Annotated in this window: 13 protein-coding genes; 9 read left to right on the top strand and 4 right to left on the bottom strand. The window is 71.2% G+C overall.

Annotated features, from left to right (window positions below; all coding sequences use genetic code 11):
• Positions 1-57: 57 nt before the first annotated feature.
• Positions 58-792 (bottom strand): 16S rRNA (uracil(1498)-N(3))-methyltransferase, encoded by a 735-nt coding sequence (locus tag JYJ93_RS37300; protein ID WP_206799444.1) that lies wholly within the window; start codon positions 790-792, stop codon positions 58-60.
• Between the two features lie 65 nt (positions 793-857).
• Here JYJ93_RS37300 and JYJ93_RS37295 point away from each other — a divergent pair, with 65 nt between their 5' ends.
• Positions 858-1,853: an asparaginase gene (locus JYJ93_RS37295; protein ID WP_206799443.1), complete on the top strand. Its 996-nt coding sequence runs from the start codon at positions 858-860 to the stop codon at positions 1,851-1,853.
• 236 nt (positions 1,854-2,089) lie between these two features.
• Here the strand turns inward: JYJ93_RS37295 and JYJ93_RS37290 are convergent, their stop codons facing one another.
• Positions 2,090-2,956, bottom strand: a complete 867-nt coding sequence (locus JYJ93_RS37290; RefSeq protein WP_206799442.1) for a 50S ribosomal protein L11 methyltransferase — start codon at positions 2,954-2,956, stop codon at positions 2,090-2,092.
• Between the two features lie 76 nt (positions 2,957-3,032).
• The gene (locus JYJ93_RS37285) at positions 3,033-5,636 is read right to left on the bottom strand and encodes a pitrilysin family protein (RefSeq protein ID WP_206799441.1); all 2,604 of its coding nucleotides are present in this window, start codon (positions 5,634-5,636) and stop codon (positions 3,033-3,035) included.
• Positions 5,637-5,832: 196 nt separating this feature from the next.
• On the opposite strand from JYJ93_RS37285, the gene JYJ93_RS37280 reads away from it, so the two are divergent.
• Genes JYJ93_RS37280 through JYJ93_RS37265 form a run of 4 tightly spaced genes read left to right on the top strand, consistent with a single transcriptional unit; the run spans position 5,833 to position 11,783 of the window.
• Entirely contained in the window at positions 5,833-8,154 is a 2,322-nt protein-coding gene (locus JYJ93_RS37280) for a plectin 1 isoform 8 (RefSeq protein WP_206799440.1), read from the top strand.
• Positions 8,155-8,167: 13 nt separating this feature from the next.
• A complete protein-coding gene (gene hemW / locus JYJ93_RS37275) occupies positions 8,168-9,373 on the top strand; it encodes a radical SAM family heme chaperone HemW (RefSeq protein WP_206799439.1) in 1,206 nt (401 codons plus the stop codon).
• Between the two features lie 29 nt (positions 9,374-9,402).
• Complete coding sequence (locus JYJ93_RS37270; RefSeq protein ID WP_206800644.1) at positions 9,403-10,221, top strand: hypothetical protein; 819 nt, start codon at positions 9,403-9,405, stop codon at positions 10,219-10,221.
• A gap of 14 nt (positions 10,222-10,235) precedes the next feature.
• Positions 10,236-11,783, top strand: coding sequence for a DUF4388 domain-containing protein (locus JYJ93_RS37265; protein ID WP_206799436.1), 1,548 nt, complete (start codon positions 10,236-10,238; stop codon positions 11,781-11,783).
• A 27-nt stretch (positions 11,784-11,810) separates the two neighbouring features.
• On the opposite strand, the gene JYJ93_RS37260 is transcribed toward JYJ93_RS37265, so the two are convergent.
• The gene (locus JYJ93_RS37260; RefSeq protein WP_206799434.1) at positions 11,811-12,497 is read right to left on the bottom strand and encodes a hypothetical protein; all 687 of its coding nucleotides are present in this window, start codon (positions 12,495-12,497) and stop codon (positions 11,811-11,813) included.
• Between the two features lie 228 nt (positions 12,498-12,725).
• Between JYJ93_RS37260 and JYJ93_RS37255 the strand changes: the two genes are divergently transcribed.
• From JYJ93_RS37255 to JYJ93_RS37240, 4 genes are read left to right on the top strand one after another with little or no spacing between them, the layout of a single operon-like run.
• Positions 12,726-13,496 carry a TadE family protein gene (locus JYJ93_RS37255; protein WP_206799433.1) on the top strand — a complete coding sequence of 257 codons (771 nt, stop codon included), beginning with the start codon at positions 12,726-12,728 and terminating at the stop codon, positions 13,494-13,496.
• Positions 13,493-15,031 (top strand): hypothetical protein, encoded by a 1,539-nt coding sequence (locus JYJ93_RS37250; protein ID WP_330166772.1) that lies wholly within the window; start codon positions 13,493-13,495, stop codon positions 15,029-15,031. Before JYJ93_RS37255 ends, JYJ93_RS37250 begins: the two co-directional genes overlap by 4 nt.
• Positions 15,028-16,104: a hypothetical protein gene (locus tag JYJ93_RS37245; RefSeq protein WP_206799429.1), complete on the top strand. Its 1,077-nt coding sequence runs from the start codon at positions 15,028-15,030 to the stop codon at positions 16,102-16,104. Before JYJ93_RS37250 ends, JYJ93_RS37245 begins: the two co-directional genes overlap by 4 nt.
• Positions 16,098-16,967: a hypothetical protein gene (locus tag JYJ93_RS37240; RefSeq protein WP_206799428.1), complete on the top strand. Its 870-nt coding sequence runs from the start codon at positions 16,098-16,100 to the stop codon at positions 16,965-16,967. Before JYJ93_RS37245 ends, JYJ93_RS37240 begins: the two co-directional genes overlap by 7 nt.
• The last annotated feature ends 21 nt before the right edge of the window (positions 16,968-16,988 follow it).

The following is a 16,988-nucleotide window of genomic DNA, read 5'->3' as shown; positions in this document are numbered from 1 at the left end:
GGAATCACCACACGGATCCGTGACCCGGGATGCAGGGAGGGGCTGCCCGCCCGCCTGCTAACCGAGCGACCCATCCAGGTGCTGCATCACCGCGAGCGCCGCGAGCGCCGCCGTCTCCGTGCGCAGGATGCGCGAGCCCAGCGTCACCGGCCGCGCTCCCAACCCGCGCAGCCCGTCCACCTCCTCGCGAGCGAGCCCGCCCTCGGGGCCAATCACCAGCGCCACCGGAGTCCCCGCGGCCACGCTCCGGAACGCCTCGCCCAGCGGCACCGCGGACTCCTCTTCATCCAGCACCAGCAGCAGCGTGCCCGGCGTCAGCGCGCGCGCCGCGTCCAGGAGCGGCCGGGGCGGGTGCACCACCGGCACGTCGTCGCGCCGGCACTGGCGCGCGGCCTCCTCGACAATCTTCGCCCACCGCTGGGTGCGCTCCTCGGCGCGCTTCGGCTCCAGCTTCACCACGCTGCGCGCCGTGGCCACCGGATGGAACGCGGTGGCGCCCAGCTCCGTGCCCTTCTGCAGCACCAGCTCCAGCTTGTCCCCCTTGGGCAGCCCCTGGAGCACGTGCATCTCGCGCGCGGGCGGCGTCACCCGCACGGCCCCCAGCACCAGCCGCACGGACTCCGCGTCCAGCCCGGTGACGCGCGCCTCGAAGGCGCGGCCCTTGCCGTCGAAGACCTCCAAAGCGTCGCCGTCCTCCAGCCGCAGCACGTGGACGAGGTAGTGGCGGCGCTCGCCCGTGAGCGTCACGTCAACGGGGGCGGGGTCGGGCAGGGGGACGAAGAGGCGGACCACGGCGGCTTCCTTGAGGGGAGGGCGCCCGCAGGATAGTCCTCCATGCTATGGCGCGCGAAACGCCCATGGCCACCCTCGTCATCGAGTCCACCCGCTCCGGCTTCGTCGAATCCCTCCACACCGTGTCCGTCGCGGTGGTGAGCGCGGAGGGCACGCGCGTCGCGTACGCGGGCGACCCGGAGCGCGTCACCTTCTGGCGCTCGGCGGCGAAGCCCTTCCAGTCCCTGCCCATGGTCCAGGACGGCGCGGCGGACCGCTACGGCTTCGGCTCGCGCGAGCTGGCGCTCTCCTGCGCGTCCCACTCCAGCGAGCCCGTGCACCGCGCGCTCGCCATGCGGATGCTGAGCGCCTCGGGCTGCGAGGAGCGCCACCTCGCGTGTGGCCCGCACCCGCCGCTGTCGCCCGCGGTCGCGGAAGAAGCCCTCAAGGCGGGCGTGGTACTCACGCCCCGCTGGAACAACTGCTCCGGCAAGCACGCGGGGATGCTCGCGCTGGCGAGGCACCACGGCTGGGACGTCCACGGCTACGCCAGCGACGGCCACCCGGTGCAGGAGCGCATCCAGGACGAAATCGCGAAGTGGACGGGCCTGCCGCGTGACGCGCTGGTGAAGGCCGTGGATGGCTGCCTCGCCGTCTGCTTTGGCCTGCCGCTCAGCGCCATGGCCACCGCGTGGGCCCGCTTCGGCGTGTCGGAGGCGCCCGCGGCCCAGCGCCTGCGCGAAGCGATGCTCGCGCACCCGGAATTGGTCGCGGGAAGGGGCCGCGCGTGCACGGACCTGATGACCGCCTTCGGGGGCGAGGCCGTGGTGAAGATTGGCGCGGAGGGCGTCTACTGCGCCGCGCTGCCCCGGGCCCGGCTGGGCGTGGCCGTCAAGGTCGAGGACGGCGACGCCCGCTGCGCCGCGCCCGCGCTCCTCGCCGTCCTGCGCCTCGTCGCGGAAGCACAGGGCCTGGTCCTGCCCATGACGGGCCTGGAGCACCACGCGGAGCCGCGCATCCTCAACACCCGGAACGAAGTCGTGGGCTCCCTGCGCGCGGCCGGGACGCTCGCGTTCACCTGAGGTCCGCTGTAGCGCGGAAGGTCACACGCGCCGGGCGCCCTGTAACCCGCCCCGCTACAGCCGCGCCCGCGTCCCCTTGGATCTCCAAGGTCCCTGCGGCGGGCACGCGGACTGCAATGTCCGCCAAGCACACGGCGGGACTCGCGAGGTCCTGACGCCAAGGGGGAAAGCCTCGCGAGTCCAGATGGGGTCGGGTGGGCGAGCCTTCGCGTTCGCTGCCCGACCCCCTCTCATTTCTAGCGCTTCAAGTCGATGCGCACCCACTCGCCCTGCTGCGCACCCTCCAGCACGGTGCACCCCAGCTTGCGGTACGCGGCCTCCACGTCCGCGCGCTGGTGCGCGAGCACGCCGGCCAGCACCAGCCGGTCCTTCGCCTTGGGCACGATGAGGGGCGCCAGCTCGATAAGCGTGTTGGCCAGGATGTTCGCGAGCACCAGGTCGAAGGTGCCGGCAACCTCCGTCAGCTCGCGCCCGGAGATGTCCAGGTCGGGCGTCTGGTTGTCCGTGCAGTTCTCCTGGGCCAGCTCCACGGAGGTGGGGTCGTTGTCGGTGCCCACCACGTGGCCCGCGCCCAGCTTCTTCGCCGCGATGGCGAGCACGCCCGTGCCGGTGCCCACGTCCAGCACGCTCGCGCCCGGGTGCGTGGACATGAAGTCATCCACCGCCGCCAGGCACAGCGAGGTGGTGGGGTGGTCCCCCGTGCCGAAGGCCATCTTCGGCTCGATGACGAGCTTCACCTTGTCCGCGGGCGCGTTCGCCACGTCCCAGGGCGGGCCCACCCACAGGCGGCCCACCTGCACGGACTTGATGAGCGACTTCCACTCGTTGCTCCAGTCCTGCTGGGGCTGCTCGTCCAGGGACAGGCGCGCGGTGGGGTGGCTCTCCGCCACGGCGTCGCGGGCCTCCTCCGCGCTCTCGCGGTCCTCGAAGTAGGCCACGACGATGGACTGGCCCTTCACGGGGGCGCGCACGCCCGGCATGGTGGGCGTCTCCGTGTCGCGGACCTCCAGGCCCAGGGCGCCGGCCTCATGGAGCAGGTCCTGGAGGATTTCGGAGGCCTCCTCCGCGATATCGACGGTGAGTGACAGGTAGGTCTGGGACATGGCGCCCCTTCTACCGCACCCGGTGCGGCGTGGAAGCGCCGTCGTCGTGACGCTTCCACGCTCGCGAGGCAGGGAATTACGGACCGACGATGGACATGGCCATGCGGTCGAAGTCGATGACCCGGCGGGCCACCTCCTGCACGTCCGCCGCCGTCACCTTCGCCACGCGCTCGGAGTAGTGCAGGAAGTTGTCCAGCCCGATGCCGTAGCAGGTGTCCAGCGCCAGCAGCGTCGCGCGGGCGCTGTTGCGCTGCAGGTCGATTTCATACGCCCCGATGATGTGCTGCTTGGCGCGCTCCAGCTCCGCGGCCGGAATGGGCTCGTCGCGGATGCGCTGCAGTTCGCGGCGCATGCCCTCCACCGCCGCCTCCACCTTCTCCGGGCTCGTGCCCATGTAGACGGCGAAGTAGCCGGGGTCCAACCCATCCATGGAGAAGCTGCTCACGCTGTAGGCCATGGAGCGCTTGTCGCGCAGCTCGATGAAGAGCCGCCCGCCCTGGCCGGACAGCACCGTGGACAGCACGTCCAGCACCACGCGCCACGGGTCGGTCATCCGCGCCGCCTGGAAGCCCATCACCAGGTGCGTCTGCGCACGCGCGAGCACCTTCTTCTCCGTGCGCGGCGCGGACGGAGGCGCCTCCGGCCGCACCTGCTTCGGGGCCACCGCGCCGCCGCGCGACTTGCCGAAGTACTCGTTCGCCAGCGCCCGCACCTGGTCCACGTCCACGTCGCCCACCACGCTGAGCGTCATCTGCGACGGGTCCATGTGCGCGCGGTGGTAGGCGCGCAGCTGCTCGGGCCCCAGCGCCTCCACGGAGGCCTTCTCACCCAGCATCGACAGCCGGTACGGGTGCTCCTGGTAGAGCGTGCGCGAGAACAGCTCGAACGCCAGGCTCGACGGCTTGTCCTCGCGGGTGAGGATGTCCTGGAGCAGCAGCGCGCGCTCCCGCGCCACCTCCTCCTCGCGGAAGGCGGGGTTCACCAGCACGTCCGCGAACAGCCGGAAGCCGGGCTCGAAGTAGCGCGACAGGAAGTCCGCCTTCAGGCTCACGGAGTTGCGGCCGCCCTGACCGGTGACGTTGCCCGCGTACAGGTCGCCCAACTGGCTGATGTCATCCGCGCTGAGCGTGGTGGTGCCCTTGGTGAGGGTGCGGCTGAGCAGCGTGGTGATGCCGTTGTTCTCGGGCGTCTCGTAGCGCGAGCCGCCGATGAAGGCCGCGCGCATGGAGAACAGCGGCACGTGTGGCTCCACGCGGATGAGGAGCGTGGCGCCGGAGGGCAGCTTCTCCTTCACGACCTCCGAACGCGCGGACGCCACGGCGCCGCGGGCTGGACGCGGCGGAGCCTCCGGGGGAGGCTGCTTCGCGGAGCGCTCCGGCGGCGTGAGGCCGGGGCCCTTCGCCGCCTCATCCAGCGCGGCGTGCACGTGGGCCTCCGTCAGCTCCGCGGCGGGCGGCACCAGCGCGGTGACGACGGCGTGCTCCAGCCGCAGGTACTTCTGGGCCACGCGGCGCAGGTCCTCCGGCTTCAGGTTGCGGATGTCCTCCAGGTAGCGCGCCTCCGACTCCAGGCCGCCGGGGGACGTCTGGTACGAGCCCAGGTTCCGCGCGGTGCCCTGCACCGTCTCCTTGCGGTAGACGGACTCCGCCTCCACCACCGCCTGCACCGCGCGCAGCTCGTCCAGGGGCACGGGGGTGGTGCGCAGCGCCTCCAGCACGCGCGCCGTCTGCGTGAGCGCCTTCTGCGACTGCGCGGGCGGCAGCGTCAGCGACACGGAGAAGATGCCCGGGTCCTTGGGCGTGTACGCGGACGCGTGCACGTCGTTGACCAGGTGCTGGCGGCGCTTCACCTCGCGCACCAGCCATGACGAATTGCCCTGGCCGGCGATCATCGCCAGCACGTCCAGCGCGGGCACGTCCGGGTGCTCCAGGTCCGGGATGGCGAAGGACAGGTGCAGGTAGGCCTCCTTCACGTCCTCCGTCTGGATGAGCACGCGGCGGCCCGTGGGGGCCGCGTCGCGCGGACGCTCCACCGGGCCCGCGTAGGGCCGGCCCCAGTCACCGCCGAAGATTTCGTCCACCCACTGGCGCAGCTCCGCCTCGTTCAGGTCGCCCGCGACGGACAGCACCAGGTTCTTCGGCGTGTAGTGCCGGTGGTAGAACTCCAGCACCTTCTCGCGGGTGAAGCTGCGCACGCTCTCCTCGGTGCCGATGACGGGCAGCCGGTAGGGGTGCGTCTGGAACGCGGCGGTGAAGAGCCCCCGGGACGCGCGGCGCGACGGAGAGTCGTAGCTGCGCTTGATCTCCTCGCACACGACCTCGATTTCGCGCGCCAGCTCGTCCTTGTCGAACGCGGAGCGGCGGACGGCATCCCCCAGGATGTCCAGGCCCGTGCGGGCGAACTGGCTGGCGATGACGATGTGGTAGACGGTCTGGTCGAAGGACGTCCAGGCGTTGATTTCGCCGCCGTGCGCCTCGATGTCCCGGGCAATCTCACCGGGCCCCCGGCGCTCCGTGCCCTTGAAGAGCATGTGCTCGTGCAGGTGGGCGAGCCCGGCCTGGTCCGGCCTTTCGTCAGCGCTGCCGGCCTTGACCCAGACCTGGAAGGCCGCGACCTTGGCGGCGTGCTGCTCCTCGAAGACGACGGTGAGCCCGTTGGGCAGGGTGTAGCGGATGGCCATAGGAGTGGTCCGAAGCTGTCATCCCCTCCCAAGGGGAGGCAAGGCGAGGTGTGATGTTTGCTCCATTGGCTAACGTCCCGCCCCCTCCACGTCGAGCGGACCGTGCCGTCCGCCTCCCACCAGGCAGGCGAAGCGGCGCGGTGTCCATCGCGTAACTGGTGGAAACCCCCCGTGGCCGGTAACCTGGGACGCGCACATGCCGTCTCCCCCGGACGAGGCGGATCCGCTCGCGGACCTGAAGGAACTGCTGGATGAAGGCGACGCCCCCGTGGCGGCGCCCGCTCCGGCCCCCACCAGGCCGCTCTCGGTTCCCAAGCCTCCCCCCTCCGCGCCTCCTCCCCTGCCGCCCCGGCGGCCCGCCGCAGGCCTGCCCGCGTCTCCGGCCGCCGCGCCCGCCGCCCGGGTGCCCACGACCCCCGCGCCCATCGGCGGTGGAGGGTTGCCCACGACCACGCCTCCGTCCCCGGCGGCCGCGGCGCGCAGCCCCGGCAAGGGGGATCCCTTCGCGGAGCCCGCCGAGCCCCGGCTGCCCATGGGCGGCTCGCCGGAGGACAAGCTGGAGTTCTTCCGGGGCATCCTGAAGCAGAAGACGGAGACCCTGGCCCGGGCGCGCGCGCTGTACGCCGAGCGCGAGGGCGAAGTGACGCAGCTCAAGGCCGCGCTGGAGAAGGCGCGCAGGGAAGGCGGCGGCGGTGCTCCGGTCCCGTCCGCGCAGGACGAGCAGCGACTGAAGCTGGCCCAGGTGAAGCTCGCCTCGCTGGAGGCGGAGCTCGCCGCGTCGGAGGCGGACCGCAAGGACCTCACGCGCGCGCTGGCGGAGGTGGAGTCGGAGATCCCCCGGCTGACGGAGGAGCTCCAGGCGGAGCGCGAGTCGCGCGGGGCGATGGCGGAGGAGCTGGTCGGCGCGAAGGAGGCGCTGGGGCTCGCGCAGGACCGCGTGGCGGAGCTGGCCTCCGGCAAGTCCGAGGCGCAGGGCGCGCTGGAGGCGGTCCAGGAGCAGTACCAGTCCACCCTCGCGGACGTGGAGCGGCTGACCGCCGAGCGCGACGCGCAGGCCCTGGCCATCAGCCAGCTGGAGACGGCGCTCGCGGAGGCGAAGGGCGCCATGGGCGCCCTGGAGAGCGAGAGCGACTGGTCGCGCAGCTCGCTGGAGGAGGCGCACGCCCACGCGAAGGGGATGGAGGGCGAGCGGGACGCCGCGCGCCGGCAGCTCGCGGTGGTGGAGGACGGGCTCAAGACGCTCCAGACGCAGGTGACGGAGCTGGAGCGCGCGCTCGCGCTGAAGGACGCGGACGCGGTGGGGCTGCGCGCCGCGCTCACCGCGCGCACGGCCGAGGCCGCGGAGCTCCCCTCGCTCAGGAGCGCCCTGGAGGGCCGCGCCGCGGAGGCCGCCCGGGTCCAGGCGCGCGTGCGCGAGCTGGAGGCGGAGCTCGCCCAGGCGCGTGAAGCCGCGCGCGCCGAGGTGGAGGCCGCGGAGGTCCGCGCGCGCATGGCCGAGTCGGAGCTGGCCTCGCTGCGCGAGGTCCTGGAGGCCGCGGAGGTCGAGCAGGTCTCGCTGCGCGACCGGATGGAGTCGGACGCGGCGGCGCTCGGCGAGGCGGTGCACGAGGCCGAGGGCCGGGTGCACGAGGCGGAAGCCAGGGCCGCCGCGCTGGAGGCCCAGCTGGCGGAGCTCACCGCCCGGGTCGAGGCCACGCAGGCCGAGCGCGAAGCGCACCAGGAGCAGCTCGCCGCCGTGGAGCGCAAGCTGGCCACCACGCAGGCGGAGCGCGTGGGCTTCTCCGCGCGCGCGTCCATGCTGGAGACGGCCGCGGGCCAGCGCGAGGCGGAGGTGCAGCGCCAGCAGGCCCTGGTCGCCAAGGCCCAGGAGGAGCTGGCGCTGGAGCGCGCCCGCCGCGAGGCGGTGGAAGCGGAGATCGCGGACGCCCGGGTGCAGGCCGCCGAGGCCGAGGGCCGCGCCGAGGCGCTGAGCGCCGGACATGACGGCCAGCGCGAGGAGCTGGCCTCCCTCAGCGAGCAACTGGAGGCGGCCCGCGCGGAAGCGGACAAGGTGGACCGGCTCCAGCAGCGCGTGAAGATGGTGGAGGGCGCGCTGGAGGCCTCCGAGTCCAAGCGTCGCGTCGCCGAAGCGCAGGCGGCCCGCGTGAAGGACTTCGAAGCGAAGCTCGCGTCGGAGCAGGGCGCGAAGGCGCTGCTGGAGGCGAAGCTCGCGCAGTCCGACGTCACGCTCCTGGAGGAGCAGGGCGTGAAGGCGGCGCTGGAGTCGCGACTGGAGGAGGCTCGCGCCGCGCTCGAAGCGGAGCAGGCGGCCCGTCAGGCGCTCGAGGCGAAGCTCGCGGCGGCGCCCGCTGCTGTCGCGGACGTGCCCGCGGACTGGGCGGCGGAGCGCGAGCAGCTCAAGGCGGACGTGGCCTCCATGAAGCGCAAGCTGATGGCGGCCGAGGCAGCGCTCGAGTCGGCTGCCAGCACCAAGGCGAAGGTGGCGCGGCTGGAAGCGCAATTGAAGGCCCTGAAGTAGAGGTTGGACCTTCATGTCCTTCGCCGCGCCCACCGACCCGTTGACGGGCATGCAGGCAGCCCGCTTTGGGCTGTATCTGCACTTCCCGTACTGCCTGGCCAAGTGCCCCTACTGCGACTTCGCGGTGGCGGTGGCGCGCCAGGTGCCGGAGGAGCGCTACGCGAACGCGGTGCTGGCGGAGCTGGACGCGCGCCTGTCCGCCGACCCGTCGCTGCGCACGAAGCCGCTGGAGTCCCTCTTCCTGGGCGGCGGCACGCCGTCCCTGTGGCACCCCCGCTACGTGGCGCGCGTGCTGGAGGGCATCGCCGCGCGCATGTCGCTCGCCCCCGGCCTGGAAATCTCCCTGGAGGGCAACCCGGAGCGCGCGGACGCGGAGCGCTTCGCCGGCTACCGCGCCGCGGGCATCAACCGGCTGTCCCTGGGCGTGCAGTCCTTCCAGCCGCAGACGCTGAAGGCGCTGGGCCGCGCGCACGACGCGGCCATGGTGGAGGGCGCGGTGGCGGCGGCGCGCCAGGCGGACTTCCCCGTGGTGGCGCTGGACTTCATCTACGGCGTGCACGGCCAGACGGTGGCGCAGGTGGAGGCGGACGCACGCCGCGCGGTGGCGCTCTCGCCGGAGCACCTGTCCACCTACGCGCTGACGGTGGAGCGCGAGGTGCTGGCGGAGTCCACGCCGCTGTCCAAGCAGCTGGACCGGGGCGAGCTCTTCCTGCCGGAGGACGACGAGGTGGTGGCCATGGCCCGCACGGTGCGCGACGTGTACGGCGCGCACGGCCTCACCCGCTACGAGGTCTCCAACCACGCGCGCGAAGGCTTCAGCTCCCGGCACAACGCGCTCTACTGGACCGGCGGCGAGTACCTGGCGCTGGGCGTGGGCGCCACCGGCATGCTGCTGTCCCCCACGGCCCACCGCTACGTGAACCTGCGGAGCCCGGAGGCCTACCTGCGCACGGTGGAGGAGGGGAGGCTGCCGGAGGCGAGCCGCGAGGACCTGGGCCCCGAGGAGCTCTTCGCCGAGCGGCTGAGCATGGGCCTGCGCCTGGTGTCGGGGGTGGACTGGGAGGCCGTCTGTGAGCGATACGGCCAGCCCGTGGAGCCCCGGCGCGCGGAGGTGGAGCGGCTGGTGGCCCACGGCTTCGCCACGCGTCACGGCCGCAGGCTGGCCCTGACGGAGCGGGGGGCGGACGTGCACAGCGCCGTCTGCGCGCGGCTGTTGTAGGCGGTTCCAGGAAGGACGATTCGACCGTGCTGACCAAGTGGTTCTTGTGGATGGGCCTCACGATGCTGACGGGCAGCCCGCTGCTGTCCCTGGGGCTGCTGGCCGTGCTGCTGTTCGCGGCGGACCGGTTCACGTTGCAGGTGCTGCCCAGCCCCATGCGCATCTTCAAGCGCTGGCAGCGCGCGGGGGAGCTCGCGGGCACCATCCTCACCAACACCCACGACCGCCGCGCCCGCGCGGAGCTGGCGGACATCCGCCTGGGCCAGAAGCGCTACCAGGAGGCGGTGGACCTGCTGCGCCCCAACCTGGATGCGGGCGACGACGACGTGGACACCCTCTACCTCCTGGGCGTGGCCTACCTGGGCGCGGGCGATGCTCCCCGGGGCGAGCTGCTGCTCACCGAGGCCGAGCGCCTGGACGCCGACTACCGCCAGGGCGCCATCGACCTGGAGCGCGGCCGCTTCCGCCTCCAGCGCGGCGACTTCAAGGGCGCGCGCGAGGCCCTGGAGCGCTTCCTCCAGGTGCGTCAGGGCTCCGTGGAGGGGCGCGTGCTCCTGTCGCGCGCGCTGGACAAGGAGGGCCTGGACGTGGAGGCGAAGGACGCCCGCGACGCCGCCTGGCGCGAGTACTCCGTCGCCCCGCGCTTCCAGAAGCGCCGCGACCGCTGGTGGGCCTGGCGCGCCCGTCCGTCCCGCCCGCTGACGTACGCCGCCGTGGCCCTGGTGCTGATGGGCGTGGGGGCGTACCTGACCCGCTACCTGCCCACGCACGACACGTACGCCCCCTACGGCCGCTACGAGGATGCGCCCTACGCCGCGGACGACATGGGCGGCGACGACGCGGAGTAGTAGGCTTCCCGCGCATGTTCCCCCCGCCGTCCCAGGTGCTGCGCCAGCGCGAGGGCCTGCTGGCGGACACGCCCTTCCCGCTGCTGTTGCACGCGCTGATGGTGGAGGAGCGCACCTGCACGCTGGAGCTCAAGGTGCGCCAGCGCGAGAAGCGCATCACCTTCGAGGACGGCGCGCCGGTGGCGTGCCACTCCAACCTCCTGCACGAGACGCTGGGCAAGTACCTGGTGGAGAAGGGCCGCCTGTCGGAGGCGGACTACCAGAAGTCCCTGGCGGAGAGCGTGTCCTCGGGTATGCAACTGGGCGGGCTGCTCGTGCAGAAGGGGCTCATCAGCCCCTTCGACCTCTACAAGCAGCTCCAGGCGAACCTGGCGCACAAGCTGCTGGACTGCTTCCGCTGGACGGAGGCGAAGTACCGCCTCATCGCGGACGTGGAGAACCCGGATGCCAGCGTGCGCGCCAACACCGCGCAGCTCATCCTCACCGGCGTCTCCACCCAGCTGCCCTTCGACACCGTCGCCACGCACTTCACCTTCACGGACGACCGCCGCTTCGGACAGATGCCCGGCGTGGAGTCCGCCCCCAAGCTGTCCTCCAAGGACGCGCGCCTGTTCCAGGCACTGCGCCAGCGGCCCACCTTCAACGAGCTCTTGGAGCGCACCGGCTTCGACATGGACTCCGTGCTGCGCCGGCTCTACGCGCTGTGCCTGCTGGGCGTGGCGGGCTTCGTGGAGGACGTGGACGCGAGGGCCGAGGACCTGGCCCGCAGGGCCCCCGCCACCCCCGCGCCGGAGCCCGTCCCCACGCCGGTGCCCGTGCCGGCCCAGCAGGCCCCGTCCGGCACGCCCTTCGCGGATGAAGACGAGGCCGCGCGCAACGCGCTCGTGGGCGCGTTCCTCAACCACCGCGGCATGGATCCGTTCGCGCTGCTGGACGTGCCGGAGGACGTGCAGCCGGTGGCGCTGCGCAAGGCGTTCCTCGCCGCCGCGGACCGCTTCTCCCCGCTGCGCTTCCAGACCGCTGAGCTGAAGGACAAGGCGGAAGGGATGCTCGCCGCGTACGCGCGCGCCTACGGCTCGCTGTCGGAGCCGGAGCAGAACGCGCTGTGGAAGAAGCGCCGGCAGGCGCACCGGGAGAAGGCGCGCCAGAACACCGGCCGGCCCTCCACCGCGGAGCAGTTCCGCATCCGCACGGACCTGCTGGACGCCACCACCCAGTTCGATGAAGCCAAACGCCGCCTGGAGGCGCGCAACTTCGCGGGCGCCTTCGAGTACTTCGAATACGCCTGCGACATCGACCCAAGGCCGCTGTACCAGGCCCACCGCGCCTGGGCGCGCTACCTCATGAAGCCGGAGGCGCACGGCCGGCTGGCGCTCCAGGAGCTCCAGGAGCTGGTGCGCCAGGAGCCCGGTCTGGAAGAGGGCTGGGCCTTCCTGGGCGACGTGGCCCGGGGCGAGGGCCAGTGGGCGCTGGCGGAGGACGCCCTGCGCAAGGCCTTCAAGCTCAACCCCCAGCAGCGCCGCTACGTGACGCTCATCCAGGAGATCGCCCGGCGGCGCTGAGGGCCCGCCGGACGAGGGACCGCGACGCTACAGGCCCTGCAGGGTGGCGCGGTCTGCGGCGGACAGGCCCTCGCCCTGGGTCACGTGGTCGATGACGACCTGGACGCGAGCGGCGCCTTCCCGCGTGAGCTGCTTGCCCGCCAGCAGCGAGAACACCTCCTGGAGGTCCTTGTGCTGGGCGACGGGCCCCAGCTCGTACCGGTCGTCCAGGCCCGTCGTGGAGCGGTCCTGGTTGGCGCAGTAGGCGAACATCGGGGCGAAGTAGCGCTCACCCGGGGGCACCACGATGCTGACCGTCTGCACGATGATGCCGTTCTGCACGTCGTCGTTGGTCGACACCAGGATGAACCCCGGCGGCAGCGTCACGGTGATGGGCGCGTTCGTGGTGTTGTTGAAGATGAGGCACACCCGCACCTCCTCGCCGCTGCCGTAGGCCTCCTCCTTGAACTTGTCGTCGCAGTCCACCGGGTTCTCCGGCGAGTAGGCGACGATGGGGTTCTCCAGCGTCAACCCCGCCGGCAGCGTGAAGGCCTGCCCCGTCGGGGCCTCCTTCGAAAAGCCCAGGCCCGGCCCCACGGACTTGCGGGTGTTCGTCCCTCCGTCGGAGGAGGTGCCGCCGTCCGTCTTGCCGTCCCCGTCGCCGTCGTCGCTGCAGGCCGCCAGCAACGCCACCGCCAGCACCACGCCCATTCGCTTCGCCACGTGCCAGTTCATGCGATTCGTCTCCCTGCGCTCAGCGCGAATGCCCGTGCCAACCATGGCATGCGCACAGCGTCAAGCACCCCGGGCCCCGGCCTGCCCGATAATGTCCGCAAGCCCGGTGGCCGGGCCTGCATTCCCGGCCACTTGGCCGATTCCCGCCGAACCTACGGGCGGTATGGTAGCGGCACAATGGGTCGGGAAGGCTCCCACCCTGGGGTATCTTCAGTACAGGGGCGAAGCATGAAGCGCGGCAACGAATCAGGCCAGGCGGCGGTGGAGACGGCCATCGTCTTGCCCCTGTTCGTGTTCATGCTGCTGGGCATCCTGCAACTGGGGTTGATGCACCAGGCCCGGCTGCTCACGAAGTACGCGGCCTACAAGGCCGTGCGCGCCGGCTCCCTGCACAACGCGGACATCCCCACCATGGAGAAGGCCGCCCTCGCGGTGCTGCTGCCCATGGTGAGCACGGCCGCCAGCGGGGGCGCGGAGATCATCAAGCCCATCACCAGCGCCGGTGACTTCAAGTCCAAGTTCGAATCCGGGGACATCTCCAAGAACAAGATGAACGACGCCTCCGGCCTGAAGTTCGCGGAGGTCACCATCTGCGGCCCCCTCAAGGGGAACATGGGCTCCGGCTCCCACGGCAACAAGGAGATGGACTTCGATGATCCGAAGGTCGCCTCCGGAGACGGCGGCTGGGCGGACAGCCTGCGCACCAAGCTGAGCGTGCAGGTGACGTTCAACTACCGCCTGCCCATCCCGTTCGCGGACGTCGTCATCTACAACATCGCGCGCGGCCGGGACCTGCCGTACGTCCTGCGCCTGGGCAAGGACTCGGACCGCGACGAGTTCATCGTCAAGAAGATGTCCAAGTACGACTCCGCGGCGGACAACAAGCTCTACATCCTGCCCATCCGCGCCACGTACATCATGCGGATGCACTCCAACATCTACCTCACCCAGAAGGAACTTCCGGAGGAGAACGAATGCATCTTCCCGTTCGAACCGTGAGGTCCGCCTCCCGGCCCAAGCGCCGCCACCGGGGCCAGGCCCTGGTGCTCGCGTGTCTGTCGTTCCTCCTGCTCGCGCTGATGACGACGCTGAGCTTCAACCTGAGCCACGCCCTGCGGGAGAAGATGAGCCTGCAGCAGCACAGCGACGCGCTCGCCTACTCCATGGGCGTCGTGGAGGCGCGCGCGCTCAACTACTACGCGGCCAGCAACCGGGCCATCGCGTCCGCCTACGTGGGCATGACGTCCGCGCACGGCTACATGGCCGCCGCCAGCGCCACCGGCGACATGATGCGCGCCGGGCAGATGAGCTTCTTCATCGTCGCGGCCCTGGAGGTGGCGCAGTGCCCGCCCTACAACTTCCAGCACTGCTTCGACGCGATTGAAGCGCTGATGATCGCCATGGACTACAGCTCCAAGGCCAGCGACTACGACTCCAAGGTCAAGGACGTGGAGGAGAAGTTCAACAAGGTCATCCAGGACCTGAACAAGATGTCGAACGACATCCATGAATCGCAGAAGTCCGCCCACAGCAAGGCGCGCAACGCCGTGCGCAGCGGACAGTCCGCGGACCTGTCGAAGCTGACGGACTGGAACGTCCCCGGCGCCAACTCGCTCGACTCGTCCGTGGGCGGGCTCAACGCGGAGGAGTTCGACTGCGCGGTGGATGGCATGAACTGCTCGCGCGCCGGCTCCAGCAACAAGGCCCGCGCCCAGGTGATGACGGAGATCTCCAACGCCTCGCGCCCCGGCTGGGCCGCCAACCGCAGCCTGCCCGTCATCATGAACGGGCTGCCCACCTACTTCAAAAGCGACTTCATCAAGGACCTGCTCAAGGACATCCCCCAGGAAGGCACCCACGTCATCATGGGGCACCAGGGCACGGCCAAGGTCGCGCAGACCAAGAGCAACATCCACGGCCCCGGCCAGGTCACCGGCAACGAGGGCAAGGTCGTGGTCGCGGACGAGCACGGCACCCTCCTGTCGCAGTGGCGCCACGGCTTCGGCGTGGGCACCTACAAGGCCGTGGTGGAGAGCAGCGAGAACGGCGGCAGCCACGAGCCCTCCGGCGCCCACAGCGGCCAGCACGACGAGTTCAAGGGCATCAACACCAAGGACCTGATGTCCTGCTCGGGCAGCGGCAACTGCTTCATGAAGTTCCGCGCGGACGACAACCCCGACACGGACTGGGGCCAGCCGCACGTCTACAGCTACGTCACCAAGCAGTTCTTCGTGGGGGACCCGAGGAAGGCGCCCTGGGAGCTCAACAACAGCGGCTCCTTCACGCTCACGCACGGCGCCCAGGGCGACGGCAAGCTGCAGCTCGCGCCCGGCGAGGGCGCGGCGCTCTCCAAGGCGCTCGTCTACTACCACCGCCTGGGCCCCAACGGCTGGAAGGAGGCCCCGGGCCTCTTCAACCCCTACTGGCGCGTGAAGCTGCACCCGTTCAACGCCCAGGAGGCGTCGAAGGTGCTCAACCGCGCCGGCAACGGCGACGCGGCGGACCTCGCCGGCGCCAAGGACCTGGCCCTATGAGCGCCGCGCACCCGCAGGGCCGCCGCGTCCGGGGCGCCGCCTCCGTGGAGATGGCGCTCTCCATGATCGTCCTCATCCCCATCTTCATGTACGCGCTCTTCCTGGACGACCTCCTGCGCTACTCGCTGGATGCCCAGGAGGCCGCGGTGACGACCATCTGGGACTTCACCACGCAGGACTACACCAAGGCGCTCAAGCAGAGCGGCGGCGGCGGCACCGGCCCCCAGGGCGGCAGCTCCAACGTGCAGCACAACGCCCGCCTCACCTACTGCGACCACGAGTCCGGCATCGACCGGCCGGACGCGATGTCCGGCAGCAACTACGCGGACTGCGAGGACCTGGACCACCACCTGGCCGTCGTCGCCCACGTGTGCTGGATGAACGACAAGGCCAAGCAGGTGACGTGCGAGGCGCCGGACACCGGCGCGGCGTCGCTGGGCGGCCTGGCCGGCCAGTACCAGGGCCAGTTCACCAACGGCGGCTACATCGAGTGCTCCGCCCGCGCGGTGGTGGAGAACTACCTGCTGCCCGAGCAGTTCCTCCCGGAGTTCAGCAAGAACCAGGCGCTGACCAAGAAGAACTGGAAGGGCGAGGGCGACATCCACTCGAACGCCCAGCAGGGAACGGAGGGCAGCGGCGGCAATGCGTACTTCCTCAAGGAACAGCGCATGAGCATCATCACCGACACCTGGGCGCTCACGGAGGATGCGGACATCTCCCCGTCGGACTCCAGCGGTGAGTTCTACGAGCGCGTGGACTACGTGTACTCGAACACCTTCAACGCCTTGAGCATGAAGCAGCACATGATGGACTTCCGCAGCGCGCTGACGGACGAGCTGCTGGACGGCACCATGCTGTACATGTTCGAGGACTCGCCCAACAACCCGTACGTCTCCATCCACCCGCACCTGGCCAACATGCAGACCCCGGCCAACACCGTGGACCAGGAGGGCAGCACCCGCTACTTCAACCAGGAGTGGCGTGACTGGGACAACGACAAGAACCAGAACACGTACAAGCACGGGCAGCGGGGCGAGTGGTACATGGGGTGCAAGGATCCGGAGTCGTGCTGAAGAAGCTGGCCGCGCACCCCGCCTTCCGCACCGCGGCGGTGCTGGTGTCGGTGGCGGTGGCGGGCATCGTCATGGGCATGGGGCTGGAGGAGGCGCGCTACGGGAGCGCCCGCACGGAGCTGGAGCGGGCGGAGGCCGCCGCGGACGAGCTGGACCAGGAGGCGACGGCGGCGCAGAGCGGCCCCACGCGCTCCAAGCGGGACGAGGCCATCCTGGCGCGCACGCTGACGTACTTCCCGCCCTATCCCCGGGGCGGCCGTCCGGAGGCGCTGGCCGCGGACTACCTGGGGCCGGACACGCCCATCGCGGTGGCGTGGTTCTCCACGCAGGACTCGTCGGACCAGGTGCTGCAGCACTACCGCCAGGTCATCCTGGATGAAGGCCTGCCCGTCGTGGGCGTGCGCTTCAACGACAACGCCGGCTACGTGGGCTACTGGGTCCCCAAGGATGACGAGGTGCGGCTGATGTCCACGCTGCACCAGGGGGACGAAACGATTGTCTTCGTCTCCTCGGCGCGCATGCGCAACTACCTGGAGCGCGCCGGCCGGGTGCCCGCGGGCATCCCGGTGCCCCGGGGGCTTCAGGACGTGGCATCCCTGTCCCTGCGGATGGAGGGCGCCACCAACATCACCGTGTCGGGCCGGGTGCCGGACACCACGCTCTCCGAATCAGAGCAGGCCTACCGCGTGCTGCTGCGCGACCAGGGCTGGAGCGTGACGGAGGCCTCCCAGGAGGGCTTCCAGGAGACCCAGCTGAACCTGACGCGCCCGGGGCTGCGCGGACAGGCCACCTTGAGGCAACCTTCCGCGCAGCGGTCGGTGGACTTCCACCTGTCCCTGATGCGGGCCCAGGCCGCGCCGTGAACCCGGCGCGGAGAGAGTGAC

It is taken from the genome of Corallococcus sp. NCSPR001 (genome assembly GCF_017309135.1).
Taxonomy (GTDB): domain Bacteria; phylum Myxococcota; class Myxococcia; order Myxococcales; family Myxococcaceae; genus Corallococcus.
Note: the sequence above shows the minus strand (reverse complement) of the source record. Positions and strands in the feature narration are given on the sequence as shown.

Excerpts from the sequence above, each read along its gene's own strand:
- JYJ93_RS37290 (WP_206799442.1), bottom strand. The coding sequence starts at position 2,956 with ATGTCCCAGACCTACCTGTCACTCACCGTCGATATCGCGGAGGAGGCC.
- JYJ93_RS37265 (WP_206799436.1), top strand. The coding sequence starts at position 10,236 with ATGTTCCCCCCGCCGTCCCAGGTGCTGCGCCAGCGCGAGGGCCTGCTG.
- JYJ93_RS37285 (WP_206799441.1), bottom strand. The coding sequence starts at position 5,636 with ATGGCCATCCGCTACACCCTGCCCAACGGGCTCACCGTCGTCTTCGAG.
- JYJ93_RS37280 (WP_206799440.1), top strand. The coding sequence starts at position 5,833 with ATGCCGTCTCCCCCGGACGAGGCGGATCCGCTCGCGGACCTGAAGGAA.
- hemW (WP_206799439.1), top strand. The coding sequence starts at position 8,168 with ATGTCCTTCGCCGCGCCCACCGACCCGTTGACGGGCATGCAGGCAGCC.
- JYJ93_RS37245 (WP_206799429.1), top strand. The coding sequence starts at position 15,028 with ATGAGCGCCGCGCACCCGCAGGGCCGCCGCGTCCGGGGCGCCGCCTCC.
- JYJ93_RS37260 (WP_206799434.1), bottom strand. The coding sequence starts at position 12,497 with ATGAACTGGCACGTGGCGAAGCGAATGGGCGTGGTGCTGGCGGTGGCG.
- JYJ93_RS37255 (WP_206799433.1), top strand. The coding sequence starts at position 12,726 with ATGAAGCGCGGCAACGAATCAGGCCAGGCGGCGGTGGAGACGGCCATC.
- JYJ93_RS37295 (WP_206799443.1), top strand. The coding sequence starts at position 858 with ATGGCCACCCTCGTCATCGAGTCCACCCGCTCCGGCTTCGTCGAATCC.